We start from the raw sequence: 17,107 nt of genomic DNA, 5'->3' as shown, positions 1-17,107 counted from the left end.
TTAAACACTGACCTTATGTTCTAATAAATAATAATCGACTAACCAATGAATGCCCATAAATCCAACTGCATAAGACATTGTCATAAAATATTGTTCCGTTTGAGTAAGAGATAAATGCAGCATCAATTGAACATAACTTGCTAAAATACCACAGCAAATAACAAAGTATCCCACTAAAGACGCCACCATCAAAGCCCAACCATACGCTTTCAATCCTTCTTCTAAAATGGCTAATTGGAAGAAGAAAACAATGACAACCATTAAAAATGCCATACAATACAAATAGGCAGTTCCATTTAACGGTAATAAATATTGTAACATTGAACCCGAATTCAAGAAGTCCATGTAATGAATATGGTCTGCTAAAACTGGAAATCTCCAAAGCAATAGCGCCTTATTCACTCCAAGAATCATAAATTGTGTTATTTGAAGTACTAAAATGTAAGATAAAATCGTTAAGAATTTTGCAAAATACACTTGCATTCGATTACCAGGTAAAATGAATAATCGATTAATAAAATTCCCCTTACTACGAAATTCTTTTACCCAAATATAAACAGAAGCAATGATAATAATGATAAAGGCTGCCATCAGCGCTAAATTCATTCCCAATCTTGATTGCACTAAATCCGTCACACTTCTTGTATCTTCGACATTTATATTTTTAGGATCTATTCTTAAAATTCGAATCAGATGAACTAATACCTGTATTACAAAGAATACAATCGTTAGAAATCCTAACATAAATTTACTTTTTCCCAACTCATACAACCATAAATTAAAAGTCTTTTTCATGATTGATACACCTCCCTCATCACATCTACAATGGATTTACCTTCTTCTTCACGCACTTGTTCTGCGTAAAATTCTTTAATTACTTTTCCTTCATCTAATAAGATGGCTTTATCAACAATATATTCAATATCTTCAATTTCATGCGAGGTTAAGATAATTCCAATTCCCTCTAATAAATCTGAAGTAAATAATTGTACAATTTGTTCTCTTGAAAAAATATCAATTCCAGAAAATGGTTCATCCATTAATACAAAGTCAACATCTAAAGATAATCCTAATAACAAGTTGACTTTAGCAACATTTCCTTTTGATAATTGTTGAATCACTTCATTCCCTTTGAATTTGAAGAAATGCAATAATTTTTTAGCTTTCTCATCATTCCAATTCGGATAAAAAGTTCTCATAAAAGCCATCGCTTCAAAAATCGTTTCACCTTTATTGACGACAATTTGATCACAAATGTAAGCTAACTTCTTCGAACGATCTCCTTTAATGACTTGTCCATCAATACTTACTTCCCCTTTTTTGATTGGAATTAACCCCATCATCATATTCATAATCGTTGTTTTCCCAATCCCATTAACTCCGATTAATACGGTAATTTCTCCACGTTCTGCTGTGAAAGAAATTCCATTTAACACGGCTTTGTTACCAAATCTCTTATGTAAATGTTTCACTTCTAACATGCTACTCTCCCTCTCTTCTCTTCATCGCTTGTTCCAACTGTTCCATGACTTCCTCGTTTGAAACATGTAATGGATAAATCGAATCCGCAAAAATTTGTATTGCTTCTTGTAACATTTCTTGCTTTAATTGCCCAATTAATTGGGGATTATCTGTCACTCGACTCATGACATTATTTCCTGTCGAAATCAATCCCATCTCCTCCATTTCTCGAAATGCCCTTTGAACAGTGTTCGGATTCACTTGAATTTGACTGGCGAATTCTCTTCGACTTGGCAATTCGCTTCCCAATTCCCATTCACCCGACACAATTTGCCTTTTGACATACGCAATTATCTGTTCATATACCGGCAATCGCTTATCAAACTGAATCATAACATTTCATCCCCTCCTTGTACTATTGTGTTAATGCATTAATACACTTTGTTCCTTGACTGTATTATACGCTTGATACACTCGTTTCGTCAATCATTTTTTGAAAATATTTTTGTAAAATCTATTATTTGACTTTTTTTATAACACTCCTGTATTCTCATAACGAATAAAATCAATAAAATAAGGAGCTATCGATGAAAATTTTAGTTGCAGAAGATGAAAAAGATTTAAATGACATTATCGTCAAACGATTAGAAAAAGAAGGCTATCAAGTGGATGCTTGTTTTAATGGTCATGAAGTATTGGATTATCTGGACTATTCAGAATATGATTTAATTTTATTAGATGTGATGATGCCTGAGTTAGATGGGTTTTCTACTGTACAAAAGATTCGAGAAAAAGGAAATAATACAAAAGTTATTTTTCTAACAGCGAGAGATTCATTTGAAGATCGTATTCAAGGATTGGATTACGGGGCAGATGATTACATCGTAAAACCGTTTGATTTTGGAGAATTATTAGCACGTATTCGTGTTCATTTAAGAAGAAATCATGGAAGTTCGCATGCTATTTTAACGTACGATACACTTTCCATCGACCTCCATCAAAAAAATGTTAAAGTAGATAGAAATCCAATCGAACTAACTTCCAAAGAATATCAAATTTTAACGTATTTAATGCAAAACGGAAATAGAATTCTGTCTCGAGAACAAATATTAAGCTACGTTTGGGGAGATGACTATGATGGATTGTCCAACATTGTCGATGTGATGATTAAAAATATTCGAAAAAAATTATCCGATTACATTGAAAAACCTGTAATTGTCACGAAACGAGGATTAGGATATGTTATTCCAATGGATGAACAGTAGTATTATTAAACGTGTTACCGTTTGGTACACCCTCTTCTTTTCATTAATTACGATTATTATTTTTACAGGAATTTATACGATTTCGAATTACTATCTGACTTCTCAAGAAGAAAGTAATTTAAGTTTTGTTGTAAAAGATGCCGTACAAGATTATGAAAATGATGAACCTTTTGAATCATTTGATGATGGAGTATATCTTTCTTTATACTCTATTGATGGAACATTAATGCAGGGGATTTCTCCCATCGATTTATCCAATACCTCTTTTAAAACAGAGAACATTAAAGAAATTGATACCGATACGGGAACGTATATGTACATGGAATTATTTTCTACTCAAAAGAAAGTATGGATTCGTGGAGTGACTTCTGTTACAAGAAGCGTAAAATTTATTCGTTCCTTACTACAATATAGTTTATACGTGTTCCCTCTTCTCATCGTCATTATTATACTTGGAGGATATTTCATTATTAAAAAATCTTTAAAACCTTTAAAAGATATGACGATTACAACACACTCAATTCAAAACAGTATGGATTTGTCGCAAAGAATTGAAGAAAATGAAGCCAGTGATGAAGTTAATGAATTAATTAAATCTTTTAACCAAATGATGGATAAAGTAGAAATTTCCTATCAAAGAGAAAAAGAATTCACTTCAAATGTTTCTCATGAGTTAAGAACACCATTAGCTGTCTTACTCGCTCAAACTCAATTCGCTTTAGAAGAAACAGAGGAAGAATCCACTCGTGAGACTTTACAAATTATCGAAAAGAAAACGAAACAGATGAGTAAATTAGTGCATCAATTATTAGAACTTGCACGATTAGATAGTTGGGATTCTATTGAAAAGAAAGACTTTAATCTATCTTCCTTATTACAACATGCTGTATCCGATGCTACTCTACTAGCAAATGAAAGAGGGATTCAATTACATTCCTCTATCGAAAAAGAAATTTACTATACCGGAAATCAACTATTAATCACTCGTATTTTTGATAATTTAATTTCCAATGCATTGAAATTTACAACATCCGTCATCAATATTACATTAGCGAAAAAAAATTCTCAGATTATTTTTACCATTCAAAATGATGGAGAAATGATTGAAGAAGAGCATATCACAAAAATTTTTAATCGCTTATATCAAATTGATACATCAAGAACTTATAGTAAAAATCATGGGAACGGATTAGGATTATCCTTTGTCGATAAGATTGTAAAACTACACGATGGGACGATTGAAGTCGAAAGTAATTCTAAATATACAACTTTTAAATTTATTTTTTAATCTTCATCTTATCTTCATGTTCGACTTTTATATTTAACACATCAAGTTAATAACAAAGGAGATTAAAACATGAATATGAAAGAATTATTAAATAAAAAATCTGTAAAATTAGGAGTTGGAATTGCTGGAATCAGTGCTGTATTATTAACTGGATCTGTTTTAGCAAATCAATCTATGATTAAATTCGGAACGCAGCAAGCACACCAACCAACGATTGCGATTGACCAAGTAAAGAAATCTGTTGAAAAACATTTAGGATTTACTGAATTACAATACGAATCCATCACCTTAAAAAATGAAAACCGTATAACTTACTATGAAGTAAAAGTAAACCATAACGGTGTTCGTTATGAATTAACAGTTGACGCTACGACAGGTTCAATTCTTGGAACGGAAATCGAAAATCCATCTTCAACTCAACAAACACTAACTACAAAACAAGGAACTCAAGCGCAAGTATCTATTACTGAAGAACGTGCAAAAGCTATTACAAGTGAACATACGAAAAAGAACAACCTAACTTATACACGAATTGAACTTTCTCAAGATGACGATTATGCAGGAGCATTAACTTACGAAATTGAAGCAGAAGCAGATGGAATTGAATATGACATTGATATCAACGCAAACACAGGACAAATTTTAAAATTTGAACAAAAAGCTATCACTGAAACTGGTCAACAAGCTTCGTCAGCATCTACTGCTCAAGCTGCTCAACCTACAGAACAACAAACTACTGCTCCTGCTCCTGCCCCAGCTCCAGCTCAACAAGCACAAGCTGCAACACTTTCACAGGCTAGCGTGAAACAAATTGTAGCTAGCAGAACTGGCGTATCAAACTTATTTTACAAAAAACTTCATTTAACAAGAGATGATGATTATGGATATCGTCCAGTTTATGAAGTAGAAGCCTATGCTGGAAATGCAGAATTTGATTTAGAAATTGATGCAACAACTGGTCAAATTTTAAGCTATTCTGCAGATATCGACGATAATGATTAAAACAAAATAAATATAAAAGACTTAGACTATTCGTATGAACGAAATAGACTAAGTCTTTTTGCTTGGCATTAGCCACGTAGTTGACCGTTTTGCCCTAAGTTTTCATGTTTAATTTCTTGAATAATAATGTGAATATGTTCTGTAGGAGCTCCCGTGTTTTTAGAAACCACTTCTGTCACTTCTTTGACAAGCGCTTCTTTTTGTTCACGTGTACGTCCTTCTAACATTTCAATATGAATAAATGGCATTGCTATCCCTCCTTATTGTAAGAATAGTATACGCCTATACTCGATATTTCTCAATTATCTGTTGCATGGTTTTATTACGAAACAGTGCATATAAAATCACAGTGTTCAACGGTAAACTGATGATATTTTTCAAAATTCGAATTCCCATAAAAGCTGAAAAAGCTTTTTGCGTTATCATATAAATCCATAAAGAATTCAATCCAAGATTAATAAGTAGCGTAATGATGAATACTGTTACAAAAATACGTGGAAGTGATAATTCTTTACGATACAAGCAATAGCCGTAAATTAATCCTCCTAAGACAGCTGTTAAAGTAAATCCAGGGAAAAAGTTACTTGCTTCCCCTCTTAGAAAGTTCCCTAAAATATCTACAAAAAATCCTACTACAGCTGCTCGATAAGGTCCTAAAATGACCCCAGCAAGCGCTGCTCCGATAAATCCGAATCCGATTTGAACAAGATTCCCCATTTTAATCGATGGAATCATTTCAATGATTAAACGCATGGCAATCATTAATGCGGTTACCGTTAATGTTTGTGTTAATGGTGTTTGTTTTTTCATATTAGCATCTCCTTTTAAAATTCATTAAAGAGCTGCTCCATTTAATAAATGGTCTGTCATTAAATGCAGCGAATGCGAATACACTACCGCAAAGAATTTTCTTTTTCGTCCAATTGGCAACATCCCATCCGTTTGGCACTTAACGCAATGTATTCTACTCTGATTTGTTGCGTTTCGTCTCTTAAATTGACGAAACCTTTTCCATGCACTCCTTTCTACCAGAAAATAGCATACCTGTTTTTATGACTGTCGTCAACGAAACTGATACTTTCTACCATCAGCGTTCTGAAATTCTTCATTTTTTTCAAAGGGAATTGCTGAAAAATACGCTTTCAAGTATAATATAAGTATCAGACAAGGGAGAGTGCACTATGAGTAATGAACGTTATTTAGTTATCGAATCCAATATGAGAAGCTTATCCTTTCATTTAGAATCGATTACAAAATCAAAATATGATAGCGATTGGCATAGTACCTTACATTCGCATCCTTTTATGGAATTATTTTATGTATTAGATGGAAAGGGAGAATTTTTAATTGAAAATCGACGTTTTCCTGTAAAAGCACAAGATTTCGTCATTATTAATCCTCAAGTAGAACATACAGAAGTTTCTTCTCCAGATTCTCCACTAGAATATATCGTTCTAGGAATTACAGGATTATCCTTCTCCAACTTCTTTAATACTCAAACAAATATTGAACAACCTTTTTCATTTTTCAACTTACGAGATGAACAAAAGGATATTTTAGTATATTTAAATGCCATGGTTACCGAAGCCACTAATCATTCCATGAGTTATGAATTAGTTTGTCATAATTTATTAGAAATATTACTGATTAAAATTCTTCGAAATAAATCTTTTGAAATTGATGTAAGCCCGATTAATAAAACAACCAAAGATATTAGTCTCATCAAACATTATTTAAAAACACATTATCGAGAACAAATCTCTTTACAAGATTTAGCTGATTTAACACACTTAAGCCGATTTTATATTTCTCATAGTTTTAAAAATGAAATGGGACAAACACCAATGGAATATTTAACCGATATACGAATTGAAGAAAGTAAAGTACTGCTCTCTACAACAAACTACTCGATGTCACAAATTGCATCCATTGTTGGATTTTCAACTCAAGCTTATTTTTCAAAACAATTTAAACAAAAACTCGGTATGACACCACTCGCATACCGAAAAATACAATTAGAATAAGGCGCACCAATGATACGACAACCAAACCCAGAAGAAAGAACACAAATGATTCCGCTCATCCAAACGATTATGGAAGATATGGAATTACCGATTTTAAAAGAAGTCTCGCCTAGTACTCTTCATACGATGCTAGAAGAAGCCATGCTACATGAAGACTTTCGATATAATTTAACGAATACTCTTGTTTATATTGAAGACGGAAGCGTTGCAGGAGCCATCTTTGGCTACCATGGACATCTCGAACCACAAATTGATGTTCCATTTTATCAATTATACGAAGCCTACAATATTCCTTCTTCCATTCGTCTCTATGAAGATTCTGAAACACAAGCTGGAGAATGGTATATTGATATTCTCTCTGTGCATGAAAATCACCGAAGAAAAGGAATTGGGATAAAATTACTACAAGCCGTTGAAGACTTAGCCAAGCAACAAGGAGCTAGTGTCATTGCTCTAAATTGCGAAGAGATGAATGTCAAAGCATATCAGCTCTATCAAAAACTAGGTTATACTACAACTAGTACAAAGAATTTAAGCGGACATTCTTATTATCATATGACAAAAAAACTTGAGTGATGTGAGTCACTCAAGTTTTTGTTTTAGTATTCTTTTATTGTGCACTTGCTTGACGTAAGTTCACTGTACGTCCAAATGGTAATACTTCAAAGCCTTTTACATTTTCAGCTAATAAATAACTTTGAGAAGCTTGGTAAATTGGTGCTACCACTGCATCATTCATAATGATTTTTTCTGCAGCTAGCATTTGATTCCAACGATTTTCTGGTTGAGTCGCATAAGTAGATTTCACAGTATCTACTGCTTTATCATATTCAGGATTAGAGTATTTCCCAAAGTTAATACCGCCACCTGTAATATATTGCTCTAAGAAGTTCAATGGATCTTGATAATCTGGAGCCCAAGTTCCGTAAAAAATATCATAGTCGCTTGCACGTTGTAATTCTAAACGGTTTTTCAATGGTACAGGTTGTAATTTAAAGGTTACACCTGGTAAGTTCTTTTGAATTTGCGCTTGTAAATATTCCCCTACAAGTTTTGAAGTTCCTGTATCAGAAGTTAATAAAGTAACCGTTACTTCACTAACACCTAATTCTTTTTTCGCTAATTCCCATTCTTTTTGAGCTTCTTGTACATCAAACTTCAAGAAATCGCCTGATTCATCTACAAAATCTTTTCCAGTGGCTTCATTTGTTGCAAAACTTTTTGGAATTAATCCTGTTGAAGGAATTGAACCATCTTTTAAGACATTATTTGTTAATGCTTGTTTGTCATAAGCCATCGCAATGGCACGACGGAAGTGTTGATTTGCTGTTGTTGGTTTCAATGTATTAAAATTCATATATCCCATTGTTGCTTTTGGTTGCGCATGGAATGTTGGTTGAGACTTATATTGATCCACAAATTGGTCACTAATCGTTGTATATTGAACTTGTTTTGAATCAAATAATTGAACAGAAGTTGCTACTTCTTTCGATACATTCACTGTTACTTCGTTTAAAGCAACATTACTTGCATCCCAGTAGTCCGCATTTTTCACTAATTTCCAAGTTAATTCTGAACCTGTCCATCCTTCTAATTTGAATGGTCCGTTAACGACTACATTCGAAACATTTGAACCATATTGGTCCCCTAATTTTTGAGCTACTGCTTCAGATTGTGGTAAGAAACGTGAACCTGTTAATAATTTTGGTAAATATGGAGCTGGATTTTCAAGCGTAATTTCTAATGTTTTATCATCAAGAGCTTTCACGCCTAATTCTTCCACTGGTAGTTCTCCACTACGAATTTTTTTCGCATTTTTGAACACATCCGCTGATTGCGCTACATGTCCTTCTTGTGGATTCACTAATTTACGATATGTAAATACAAAGTCTTGTGCTTTTACAGCAGATCCATCTGACCATTTTGCATCACGTAATGTGAATGTATAGACTAAACCATCTTCACTCACTTTTGGTTCTTGAGCAGCCATTCCTAATTCAACTTTATTATTCGCTGCTACACGATATAATCCTTCAAAAATTTGTCCCATCATATCTGAGCTTGGAACATCATCATAATCTGCACTATCTAATGTTGTTAATTCGCCAAAGGTTGTCATTGTTAAGCGATTTGCAGCATTGGTTGAAGTAGATGATGAATTACTACCACAAGCTGCTAAACCTACCGCCACTATTAAACTGGTCGCTAACATTTTTGTTGTTTTTTTCATAACAATTCTCCTTTTCATTTCATTCATCGTTTTCACGATAGAGTTATAGTAACAGATTTTATCCGATTTCCCAATTATTCTGCTCAAAATTTTGAAAATTTTCAGAAAATAAAAAAGGCTGCCTCTAAAGGCAACCCTGATTAATATTATTCATGATAAATACTTTTTGTTTTATTTAAGAATGCATAAGCTAATCCGACGATTACTCCACCACCGATCGTATTTCCAATGAAAACGACTACCCAGTGACGAATTAAGTTGAACCAGTTCATAAAGTCTAAAGTTGAAGATACAGGTGCAAATTTAACAATTGAGAATGAAGCAAAGTTTGCTACCACGTGTTCTTCTCCTAAGAATACAAACATGAAAATTGCTGAAATAATAATCCACATTTTAGCAGCTTCATCTTTAATTAATAAGAATGCTAAAGTTGCTACGTTTACAAAGATATTCGCTAAAATACCTTCTAATAAAATTTGACCATTTCCTCTTAATGCCTTTAATTGAACTAATCCAACAATAAAGTTCTGTGCATCAATCGAATGGAATGACCAGCTATACGCAAACGCTGCTCCGATAAGCATTGCTCCGATTAAGTTGAAGAATCCACAATACAATAGAATGGCTACAGCTTTTCCTAATCGAATATTTTTTTGATAAACTCCTGCTGTTAAATACATCATATTAGATGTTGCTAGTTCAGAATTTAGGAATACAATATAAACTAATCCCCAAGTAAAAATAAATGCAAAGAAAAATCTGCTTAATGCTGGACTTAATCCGGCAATTACTTGTGCTGCTGCCGCTCCTGCTGCTGTACTCATTGTTAGAAAAGCCCCGGCAAACATTGAACGAACTGCATAACGTGCTTTACTTTCGTCAAATAATGCCTCTTTTTTCTGACAAGCCTTTTCTACTTTTTCTGAAAATTCATAACCTTGTGCCATATAGGTCATTTCCTCCTTTTAATTATTATTCCCTATTAGAATGAAACAATCTTAGTATATCACTTTTTTCACAATGTGAGAAGATAAGATTTTATATTTTATTCTACCTTCTAAGAAACACAAGTGAAAATGTCCCACTTAAGGTTTCAATCTAGGAACTAATTTTTTCAGTACATTTTAACTTGCGCTTGACAGTTACGTTTTCATATTTTTTACCCGTCTTCTATGGAAAATCACTTTACATTCTGACAAGCTTTCGCTATGATGGTATAGGTTTAAATAAACACCATAGGAGGATTTTATGAAAAAATTATTAGCTTTAGCCTTATTAACATTATCTTTAGGAGCATGCGCACAACCAGCAACACCTGCCAAACAATCAACTCAAGAAACAACAACTACCGCAAAAGTAGCACAAACTATTACAGTAAATGTTAAAAAAGATGGAGAACCAATTTCAGGTAGCCCATTTACCTTAACCTTTAAAGATGGAGATAAATTATTAACCGTCATGAAAGAACAAATGCAAATCGTTGAAAAAGATGGCTTCGTATCTGCGATTAACGGAATCGAACAAGAACCTGCAAACCAAAAATATTGGTTATTTGATGTCAACGGAGAAATGAGCCCAGTCGGAGCTAACCAAGTTGACTTAAAACAAGGCGACGTTATCGATTGGAAATTAGAAGCATTTAAATAATAATGAAAAATACGCCTATTTTTTCAATTCGAAAAATTACACTGGTTGCATTATTATCAACACTAGCCTATGTTGGCAGAATCCTATTTGCTTGGATTCCAAATGTCCAACCAGTTACAGTTATTTTATTAATCATTACTCTAGAGATAGGATTAGCGGAAGGAATACTAACGGCTAGTTTATCCATGTTCCTGTCGAATATCTTTTTAGGTATGGGACCTTGGACATTGTATCAAATTGCGAGTTTTGCGATTGTCATTCTTGTATTTTCTTGCTTGAAACCTTTATGGAGTATGCCTTGGAAACAACCCTTATTGAAATTAGCCTTTTTTACATTTATGGCTGGATTGACGGGGTATTTGTACGGATTTGTCGTTTCGATTTTCTCTGTATATTTTTATCATATTCCTAAATTCTGGGTATATTATTTACAAGGAATACCATTTGATACACTACATGCTTTTGGAAATGTTGGATTTTGGATTATTTTATCTCCATTATTACCACGTATTATCCAAAAGTATCAAACTAAATTTCAGTAACATAAAAAGGAGATTGATACCGTTCAATCTCCTTCTTTTTTAATTTCTATTGGTTCGCAACAATAACACTGTCTCTTTTTCCGATAATCTTTATGTCGTCTGACTGTAAATTCATCCGGAACTGGATCTTGACCTCCTAAAATAAATGGATGACATCTCATAATTCTTCCAATTCCCATCGTTACTCCTTTGATAACACCATGTTTTTCAATCGCTTGAATCATATACGTTGAACAAGTTGGTCGATAGATACAAGTTGGTGGAAATAATGGTGAAATCCACCTTTGATACCCTCGCACCAAACCAATCATTATTTTTTTCACTAAAACACCTCTACCCTTGAATCCATTTAAAGAGAACTTGTACTCCTTCTGCTGCAATCAATGTATACACATAAAGAGTGACAGGTTTTGCCACTAAACAAATCACTACAAACTTCCTAAACGTCATCTTCCCTAATCCTGCTACCATACATAAGAAATCATCAGGAAATCCTGGCAACACTAATGCCCAGAAGAAGAAACGTTCGAATTTCTTTCCATCGTTTAAATAGCTAATATATTTATCATAAGTTGCTTGAGAAACAAATGCTTGAACGACTGCCTCTCCATACCGTCTTGCTAGCCAAAAATTAATTATTGAGCCAATCATAATACCAATAAAATTATAAATAAATCCATATAAAGGTCCAAATACAATATGCCCAACAACACAAGTTAATCCGCCCGGAATTATCGGATAAACGACTTGTACAATTTGGATGAGGATAAAGAATAGTACTCCATAAATTCCCCAATGACCTACTAACTGATGGAAGGCTCCTCCAACTTCAAAATAATGATGCTTCGCAATGATGTATCCTAAATAAATTGTTAAAATAATTCCTGCTATTGTTAATAATTGGATAATTTTTCGATTTAACGCAATGGCATTTATTTTATTCATAATTTCCTCCAGCAATCTTCTTCCGTATAAATTTTGATAAGACTACTTTAACAAATCAAATATGAAAAATCCTTGATTTTTTCTAACAAAAACGATGATAACCTTACATTACTGTCACAATGATTCCATCCAAGGTTTATGAATGGAAACATGATTCATTAATTCTCCTTGTCGTTTTAATTGTTCTAGTCGAGCCAAACGTCTCTGTTCATAGCCACTACAAATGAATTTTTCTTCTGCTGTTTCCGGTTCAATCGCTGGAAGTGCAAAATCCGTTTCACCTTCACGGGGCATTGCAACAAATGTCCAAAAACTAGTTGCTGCTAAATAACGTTCACCTGTTAAAACATCTTCCCCTACCACTTTACAAAAGACTTCCATACTTTTCTTTCCAACTCCAGAAATATAAGTCTCCACACAAACAGAATGTCCTAATGGTAATGGTTTTAAATAATTCATCGCATCAACGGAAGCAGTCACTGCTAAACGACGGCAATGACGAGATACGGTAATCGATGCACAGTCGTCAATAATCCGTGTTAAATTCCCTCCAAATAATGTTTGATGCATATTGACATCAAATGGAAAAATTCTCCTAGACTGAATCGCACGTGTTTGTGCGCATGTTTTAATAGTTGTATTCATAATAACTCCTCTAATATTCGATAACGCTATTGTACCATTCCTTTTCTTATTTTCAAAAAGTATGGCTTTGAGATATTTCCCCTAAATGGTATCTTTTTTATTTCCTACCATCCTACAAAATTTGAATAAAGATATACTAACAGGATTTAAGATATTTTTACTTGTGTTTGACATGAGACAATATCACTTGAATTTGCGAAGTTTGCAATCCGTTTTGTTTTTGGTATAATGAAGATACAAAAAGAGCCGAGCTAGAACTCGACTCTAATGTAGCCCGTTAAAAAGACGGTGGCTAGAATTGGTATTAAGATAACACCGAAAACTACCTAAGTTTAGAGCGGTGTTATTTTTTTGTCTTGATTTCTATCAGTTTGACAATAAGTGCCAATAATGCAACTAGTAAAGTCACAAAAGAACACACTAAGGTCAAAGCTTCATAGACTGACAAAGTACAACCTCCTTTCGATAGATTTTATAAAGATGCCCATAAGCATCACCTACCTTTATAGAGATTGCCACCGCTTTAAAACTTTCTACGGTGAGAGTATACCATAAACGAAATAGAAACAACAGTAAATTGTGCAAAATATCACGTTACTAAAATAACATTATTTAGGACATTTTTACTTGTGTTTCATACAAATTTCCCATACAAAAAGAGAGCAACTCTCGTTACTCTCTTATACTCAAACTTCCATTCTTAGTCTAAGCCAATTTCTTGACGAACAACATCTGCGATACGTGTTACATAATCATGACATAATTCATCTGTTGGTGCTTCTACCATGACACGTACTAATGGTTCTGTTCCACTTGGACGAACTAGGACTCGACCATTCCCTGCCATTTCAGCTTCCACTGTATCGATAATTTCTTTAATCGCTGGAACTTCCATTGCTCCATTTTTATCACTCACTCGAATATTCACTAATTCTTGCGGATAAGTTGGCACTTCACTAGCTAATTCGCTTAATTTCTTACCTGTTTGTTTCATAACATTCATTAATTGAATTCCTGATAACAATCCATCTCCTGTTGTATTTAAATCTAAAAATACAATATGTCCTGATTGTTCTCCACCGAAGTTATACCCATTTTTGCGCATTTCTTCTACAACATAGCGATCTCCTACCGCTGTTTGAAGAGCAATCATTCCTTCTTCTTCAACTGCTTTATGGAATCCTAAGTTACTCATTACTGTTGAAACAATTGTATCTTGTTTCAATTGTCCTACACTACGTAAATATTTTCCGCAGATAAACATAATTTTATCGCCATCTACGATTTCTCCATTTTCGTCAACCGCAATACAACGGTCTCCATCTCCATCGAAGCTTAATCCTAAATCTGCGCCATTTTCTTTAACGAATTCCGCTAAAGCTTCTGGATGTGTTGAACCAACTCCATCATTAATATTCACACCATTTGGTTTATTCCCCATTGTGTAAAATTCTGTTTCTAAATCTGCAAATAAACGATTTAATACTGAAGCTGTTGCTCCATTTGCCCCATCTAATGCAACTTTTATATCTGTCAGTGGTCCATCAATCGTTTGTTGTAAAAATTGACTATATTTCATTGTTCCTTCTAAATAAACATCTACTGTTCCTAATTCATCTGTTGAAGGACGTGGTAATGTATCTTCCGGACTATCTAATAAAGCTTCAATTTCTGCTTCTGTTTCGTCAGATAATTTAAAGCCGTCTGATCCAAAGAATTTAATCCCATTATCTTGTGCTGGATTATGAGAGGCAGAAATCATGACACCCGCCACTGCTCCTTGCACTCTTGTTAAATAAGACACTCCTGGCGTTGGAATAACACCTAATTGCATTACTTCAATACCGACAGATAATAAACCTGCAATTAACGCATGTTCTAATAATTGTCCTGAAATACGAGTATCTCTTCCGACTAAAACACGTGGGTGTTTATCTCCACCTGCTTGTTGTAATAAGACATAGCCACCAAAACGTCCTAATTTAAATGCTAATTCTGGTGTTAATTCTGCATTTGCTACTCCTCTTACACCATCTGTTCCAAAATATTTGCCCATATTCAATCTCCTTTAAAAGTCTATCATTTTCTATTGTCTTGTTGTTGTTGTCGTTTTCTGTGTTGTTTCTGTCGTTTGTGTTGTCATAGGTGTGACTACAACTTCTACAGATATATTTTCTGGATTGACACTATCGACTCCTGTTGGTAGCGTTAATTTCACTACTTGTGTCGTTGTTTTTGTGATTTGACTGACATCAATTACTACAGGAATGGCTGTCAATCGATCTAATATTTCTTGAGCTCCTAAAATTGTAACCTCTTTGATATCTGATTTCAACTGATAGGTATATTGAGTTCCTACACTACCCGTAGTTGTTAATACTAAAGGTACTTTCTTACTATTTGTTGTAATGGGAATTCTCACTTGTACATGATCAGGTTCCACTTTAACGGCTAAAGGTTTCCCTGTTGCATCGATTGCTTGTGCGACCACTGAAGCTGTAAAATCTGCTTTTGTACTTTCTGGAACCGTAACAGTTGCTAATACATTTTCAACTTGATTCACAAGTGATTCTGGACCAGAAATAGTTACTCTAGCAGGATTTACCATAGCTTGTCCATTTTTATAAGCACCTGGTAAACTTCCACGATTAACATTTACTGAAACCGGTAATTCAATCGTCGCCTTCTTCTCTATTACAATTTCCACTGTTTCTGGAGAAACAGTCCCTTTTACTCCTGGGGGTAACCCTGTTACTTGTAGTAATATTGTATGTTTTCCAGAACCTAATTCATTTAAATTGGGAGTTTTTACACGATACGAACCATTCCCTACAACCGTCAATAAGGAACTACTTGAACCTTCGATTCTTAATGTCACAGATTCAGGCAAACCTGTTACCGTATATAATTGACTGTCCATATCGACATATACTGGCACATTTCCAATCGTATTAGAAGTTGTTTGGATAGATACAGAAGATGATTGTCGATTTGGACTTAAATCACTTGCATATACAAATAATGCCATTGTTAAAATAAACGATAGAAATACTAAAAATGATTTCTTTGTCATCCATTTACTAATCATTCATACGACCTCCTCTAAAGAAATCGATAATCATTGTTAAAATGGTTGAATCCTTCTGAGAAGTTTCTGTTGCAATTAAATGTTCACTTAAAACTTCAACAAACTGATCTGGAGTTAACTCTCGTAATAATTTTTCACGTAAGGCCACACTAACCTTCCCAGTTTCTTCTGAAATAACAATAATTAAAGCATCCGTTACTTCACTTAATCCGATAGCTGCACGGTGTCTTGTTCCTAATTCTTTCGGAATAAATTTACTTTCGGATAATGGTAAATAACACGCTGCCGCTTCCACTTCATGACCACGAATAATGACTGCACCATCATGAAGAGGTGTGTTTGGAATAAAAATTTGCGTCATTAATTGATTTGAAATTCGTGATTGTAACGCAATTCCTGTATTAATATACTCTTCTAAAGAATTCGATTGCTCAATACAAATTAAAGCTCCAATTCTTCGCTTTGCCATATATTGTACAGAAATATTTAACTCTTCAATCATTCTTTGAGCTTGATTCGTTCCAGAAGATTTTCTAGAGAAAAAGTTCGAACGTCCAATATGTTCTAAGCCTCTTCGAATTTCTGGTTGAAAAACAATAATTGCTCCAACAACTCCCCATTGAATTACTAAATTCATAATCCAATCAAGAGTAATTAAACCAAACATATAACTGATGAATTTCACACCAGCAATCACTGCTAGTCCTTTCATTAGTTGAACCGCTCTTGTTCCTTTAACAATGAGTAATAGATTATATAATAAGTACCAAACAATGACAATATCCACAACATTACGAATACTGCTCCAAGCACCTAAACTACTCCAATTAAATTGCATCACTCAACCCCCATTTCTATATCCTCTTTAGTTTATACCTTTTCCGAAAACATTACAACTGGCGTTATCCATTCGCCTGATATTTTACCTTTTTATAATTTTTTGACAAAAAATCCTCCTACATGCTACACT

Annotated in this window: 21 protein-coding genes and 1 riboswitch; of the genes, 7 read left to right on the top strand and 14 right to left on the bottom strand. The window is 33.9% G+C overall.

Annotated elements, in window-relative coordinates; translation table 11 throughout:
• Genes RYL55_RS00365 through RYL55_RS00355 form a run of 3 tightly spaced genes read right to left on the bottom strand, consistent with a single transcriptional unit; the run spans nucleotide 1 to nucleotide 1,854 of the window.
• The gene (locus tag RYL55_RS00365) at nucleotides 1-795 is read right to left on the bottom strand and encodes a hypothetical protein (protein ID WP_315006261.1); all 795 of its coding nucleotides are present in this window, start codon (nucleotides 793-795) and stop codon (nucleotides 1-3) included.
• Nucleotides 792-1,481 carry an ABC transporter ATP-binding protein gene (locus tag RYL55_RS00360; protein WP_315006259.1) on the bottom strand — a complete coding sequence of 230 codons (690 nt, stop codon included), beginning with the start codon at nucleotides 1,479-1,481 and terminating at the stop codon, nucleotides 792-794. Before RYL55_RS00360 ends, RYL55_RS00365 begins: the two co-directional genes overlap by 4 nt.
• A gap of 1 nt (nucleotide 1,482) precedes the next feature.
• Entirely contained in the window at nucleotides 1,483-1,854 is a 372-nt protein-coding gene (locus RYL55_RS00355; RefSeq protein ID WP_315006257.1) for a GntR family transcriptional regulator, read from the bottom strand.
• A 194-nt stretch (nucleotides 1,855-2,048) separates the two neighbouring features.
• Here RYL55_RS00355 and RYL55_RS00350 point away from each other — a divergent pair, with 194 nt between their 5' ends.
• The 3 genes from RYL55_RS00350 to RYL55_RS00340 all read left to right on the top strand — a co-directional run bounded on the left by RYL55_RS00350 (nucleotide 2,049) and on the right by RYL55_RS00340 (nucleotide 5,016).
• The gene (locus RYL55_RS00350; protein WP_315006256.1) at nucleotides 2,049-2,726 is read left to right on the top strand and encodes a response regulator transcription factor; all 678 of its coding nucleotides are present in this window, start codon (nucleotides 2,049-2,051) and stop codon (nucleotides 2,724-2,726) included.
• Nucleotides 2,701-4,014: a HAMP domain-containing sensor histidine kinase gene (locus tag RYL55_RS00345; protein WP_315006254.1), complete on the top strand. Its 1,314-nt coding sequence runs from the start codon at nucleotides 2,701-2,703 to the stop codon at nucleotides 4,012-4,014. Before RYL55_RS00350 ends, RYL55_RS00345 begins: the two co-directional genes overlap by 26 nt.
• Nucleotides 4,015-4,083: 69 nt before the next feature.
• Nucleotides 4,084-5,016: a PepSY domain-containing protein gene (locus tag RYL55_RS00340; RefSeq protein WP_315006252.1), complete on the top strand. Its 933-nt coding sequence runs from the start codon at nucleotides 4,084-4,086 to the stop codon at nucleotides 5,014-5,016.
• Nucleotides 5,017-5,084: 68 nt separating this feature from the next.
• Here RYL55_RS00340 and RYL55_RS00335 read toward each other — a convergent pair whose 3' ends face one another.
• Nucleotides 5,085-5,264, bottom strand: a complete 180-nt coding sequence (locus RYL55_RS00335; RefSeq protein WP_227931913.1) for a 2-hydroxymuconate tautomerase — start codon at nucleotides 5,262-5,264, stop codon at nucleotides 5,085-5,087.
• 34 nt (nucleotides 5,265-5,298) lie between these two features.
• Nucleotides 5,299-5,826, bottom strand: a complete 528-nt coding sequence (locus RYL55_RS00330) for a folate family ECF transporter S component (RefSeq protein ID WP_315006250.1) — start codon at nucleotides 5,824-5,826, stop codon at nucleotides 5,299-5,301.
• 64 nt (nucleotides 5,827-5,890) lie between these two features.
• Nucleotides 5,891-5,990, bottom strand: a riboswitch (THF riboswitch).
• Between the two features lie 207 nt (nucleotides 5,991-6,197).
• Here RYL55_RS00330 and RYL55_RS00325 point away from each other — a divergent pair.
• Both RYL55_RS00325 and RYL55_RS00320 read left to right on the top strand, forming a co-directional pair.
• Nucleotides 6,198-7,040, top strand: coding sequence for an AraC family transcriptional regulator (locus tag RYL55_RS00325; protein ID WP_315006248.1), 843 nt, complete (start codon nucleotides 6,198-6,200; stop codon nucleotides 7,038-7,040).
• Between the two features lie 9 nt (nucleotides 7,041-7,049).
• Entirely contained in the window at nucleotides 7,050-7,616 is a 567-nt protein-coding gene (locus tag RYL55_RS00320) for a GNAT family N-acetyltransferase (protein ID WP_315006246.1), read from the top strand.
• 34 nt (nucleotides 7,617-7,650) lie between these two features.
• Here RYL55_RS00320 and RYL55_RS00315 read toward each other — a convergent pair whose 3' ends face one another.
• Nucleotides 7,651-9,270 carry a peptide ABC transporter substrate-binding protein gene (locus RYL55_RS00315; protein WP_315006244.1) on the bottom strand — a complete coding sequence of 540 codons (1,620 nt, stop codon included), beginning with the start codon at nucleotides 9,268-9,270 and terminating at the stop codon, nucleotides 7,651-7,653.
• A gap of 146 nt (nucleotides 9,271-9,416) precedes the next feature.
• On the bottom strand, nucleotides 9,417-10,217 hold the full coding sequence (locus tag RYL55_RS00310) for a formate/nitrite transporter family protein (protein WP_315006243.1): 801 nt from the start codon (nucleotides 10,215-10,217) through the stop codon (nucleotides 9,417-9,419).
• 301 nt (nucleotides 10,218-10,518) lie between these two features.
• Between RYL55_RS00310 and RYL55_RS00305 the strand changes: the two genes are divergently transcribed.
• Nucleotides 10,519-10,917, top strand: a complete 399-nt coding sequence (locus RYL55_RS00305; RefSeq protein WP_315006241.1) for a DUF4430 domain-containing protein — start codon at nucleotides 10,519-10,521, stop codon at nucleotides 10,915-10,917.
• Between the two features lie 2 nt (nucleotides 10,918-10,919).
• Nucleotides 10,920-11,459 (top strand): ECF transporter S component, encoded by a 540-nt coding sequence (locus RYL55_RS00300; RefSeq protein ID WP_315006240.1) that lies wholly within the window; start codon nucleotides 10,920-10,922, stop codon nucleotides 11,457-11,459.
• A gap of 23 nt (nucleotides 11,460-11,482) precedes the next feature.
• Here the strand turns inward: RYL55_RS00300 and yidD are convergent, their stop codons facing one another.
• The 7 genes from yidD to cdaA all read right to left on the bottom strand — a co-directional run bounded on the left by yidD (nucleotide 11,483) and on the right by cdaA (nucleotide 16,975).
• Nucleotides 11,483-11,782 (bottom strand): membrane protein insertion efficiency factor YidD, encoded by a 300-nt coding sequence (gene yidD / locus RYL55_RS00295; protein WP_315006237.1) that lies wholly within the window; start codon nucleotides 11,780-11,782, stop codon nucleotides 11,483-11,485.
• 10 nt (nucleotides 11,783-11,792) lie between these two features.
• A complete protein-coding gene (locus RYL55_RS00290) occupies nucleotides 11,793-12,404 on the bottom strand; it encodes a VTT domain-containing protein (protein WP_315006235.1) in 612 nt (203 codons plus the stop codon).
• Nucleotides 12,405-12,518: 114 nt separating this feature from the next.
• Nucleotides 12,519-13,049 (bottom strand): acyl-CoA thioesterase, encoded by a 531-nt coding sequence (locus RYL55_RS00285; RefSeq protein WP_315006233.1) that lies wholly within the window; start codon nucleotides 13,047-13,049, stop codon nucleotides 12,519-12,521.
• 343 nt (nucleotides 13,050-13,392) lie between these two features.
• On the bottom strand, nucleotides 13,393-13,497 hold the full coding sequence (locus RYL55_RS08450; RefSeq protein ID WP_399545377.1) for a putative holin-like toxin: 105 nt from the start codon (nucleotides 13,495-13,497) through the stop codon (nucleotides 13,393-13,395).
• A gap of 252 nt (nucleotides 13,498-13,749) precedes the next feature.
• Nucleotides 13,750-15,105 carry a phosphoglucosamine mutase gene (gene glmM / locus RYL55_RS00280; RefSeq protein ID WP_315006231.1) on the bottom strand — a complete coding sequence of 452 codons (1,356 nt, stop codon included), beginning with the start codon at nucleotides 15,103-15,105 and terminating at the stop codon, nucleotides 13,750-13,752.
• A gap of 30 nt (nucleotides 15,106-15,135) precedes the next feature.
• Entirely contained in the window at nucleotides 15,136-16,137 is a 1,002-nt protein-coding gene (locus RYL55_RS00275; RefSeq protein ID WP_315006229.1) for a CdaR family protein, read from the bottom strand.
• Nucleotides 16,130-16,975 (bottom strand): diadenylate cyclase CdaA, encoded by an 846-nt coding sequence (cdaA, locus tag RYL55_RS00270; RefSeq protein WP_314112234.1) that lies wholly within the window; start codon nucleotides 16,973-16,975, stop codon nucleotides 16,130-16,132. The genes RYL55_RS00275 and cdaA overlap by 8 nt, the downstream gene beginning before the upstream one ends.
• Nucleotides 16,976-17,107: the final 132 nt, after the last annotated feature.

It is taken from the genome of uncultured Granulicatella sp. (assembly GCF_963515615.1).
In the GTDB taxonomy this organism is placed as follows: domain Bacteria; phylum Bacillota; class Bacilli; order Lactobacillales; family Aerococcaceae; genus Granulicatella.
Note: the sequence above shows the minus strand (reverse complement) of the source record. Positions and strands in the feature narration are given on the sequence as shown.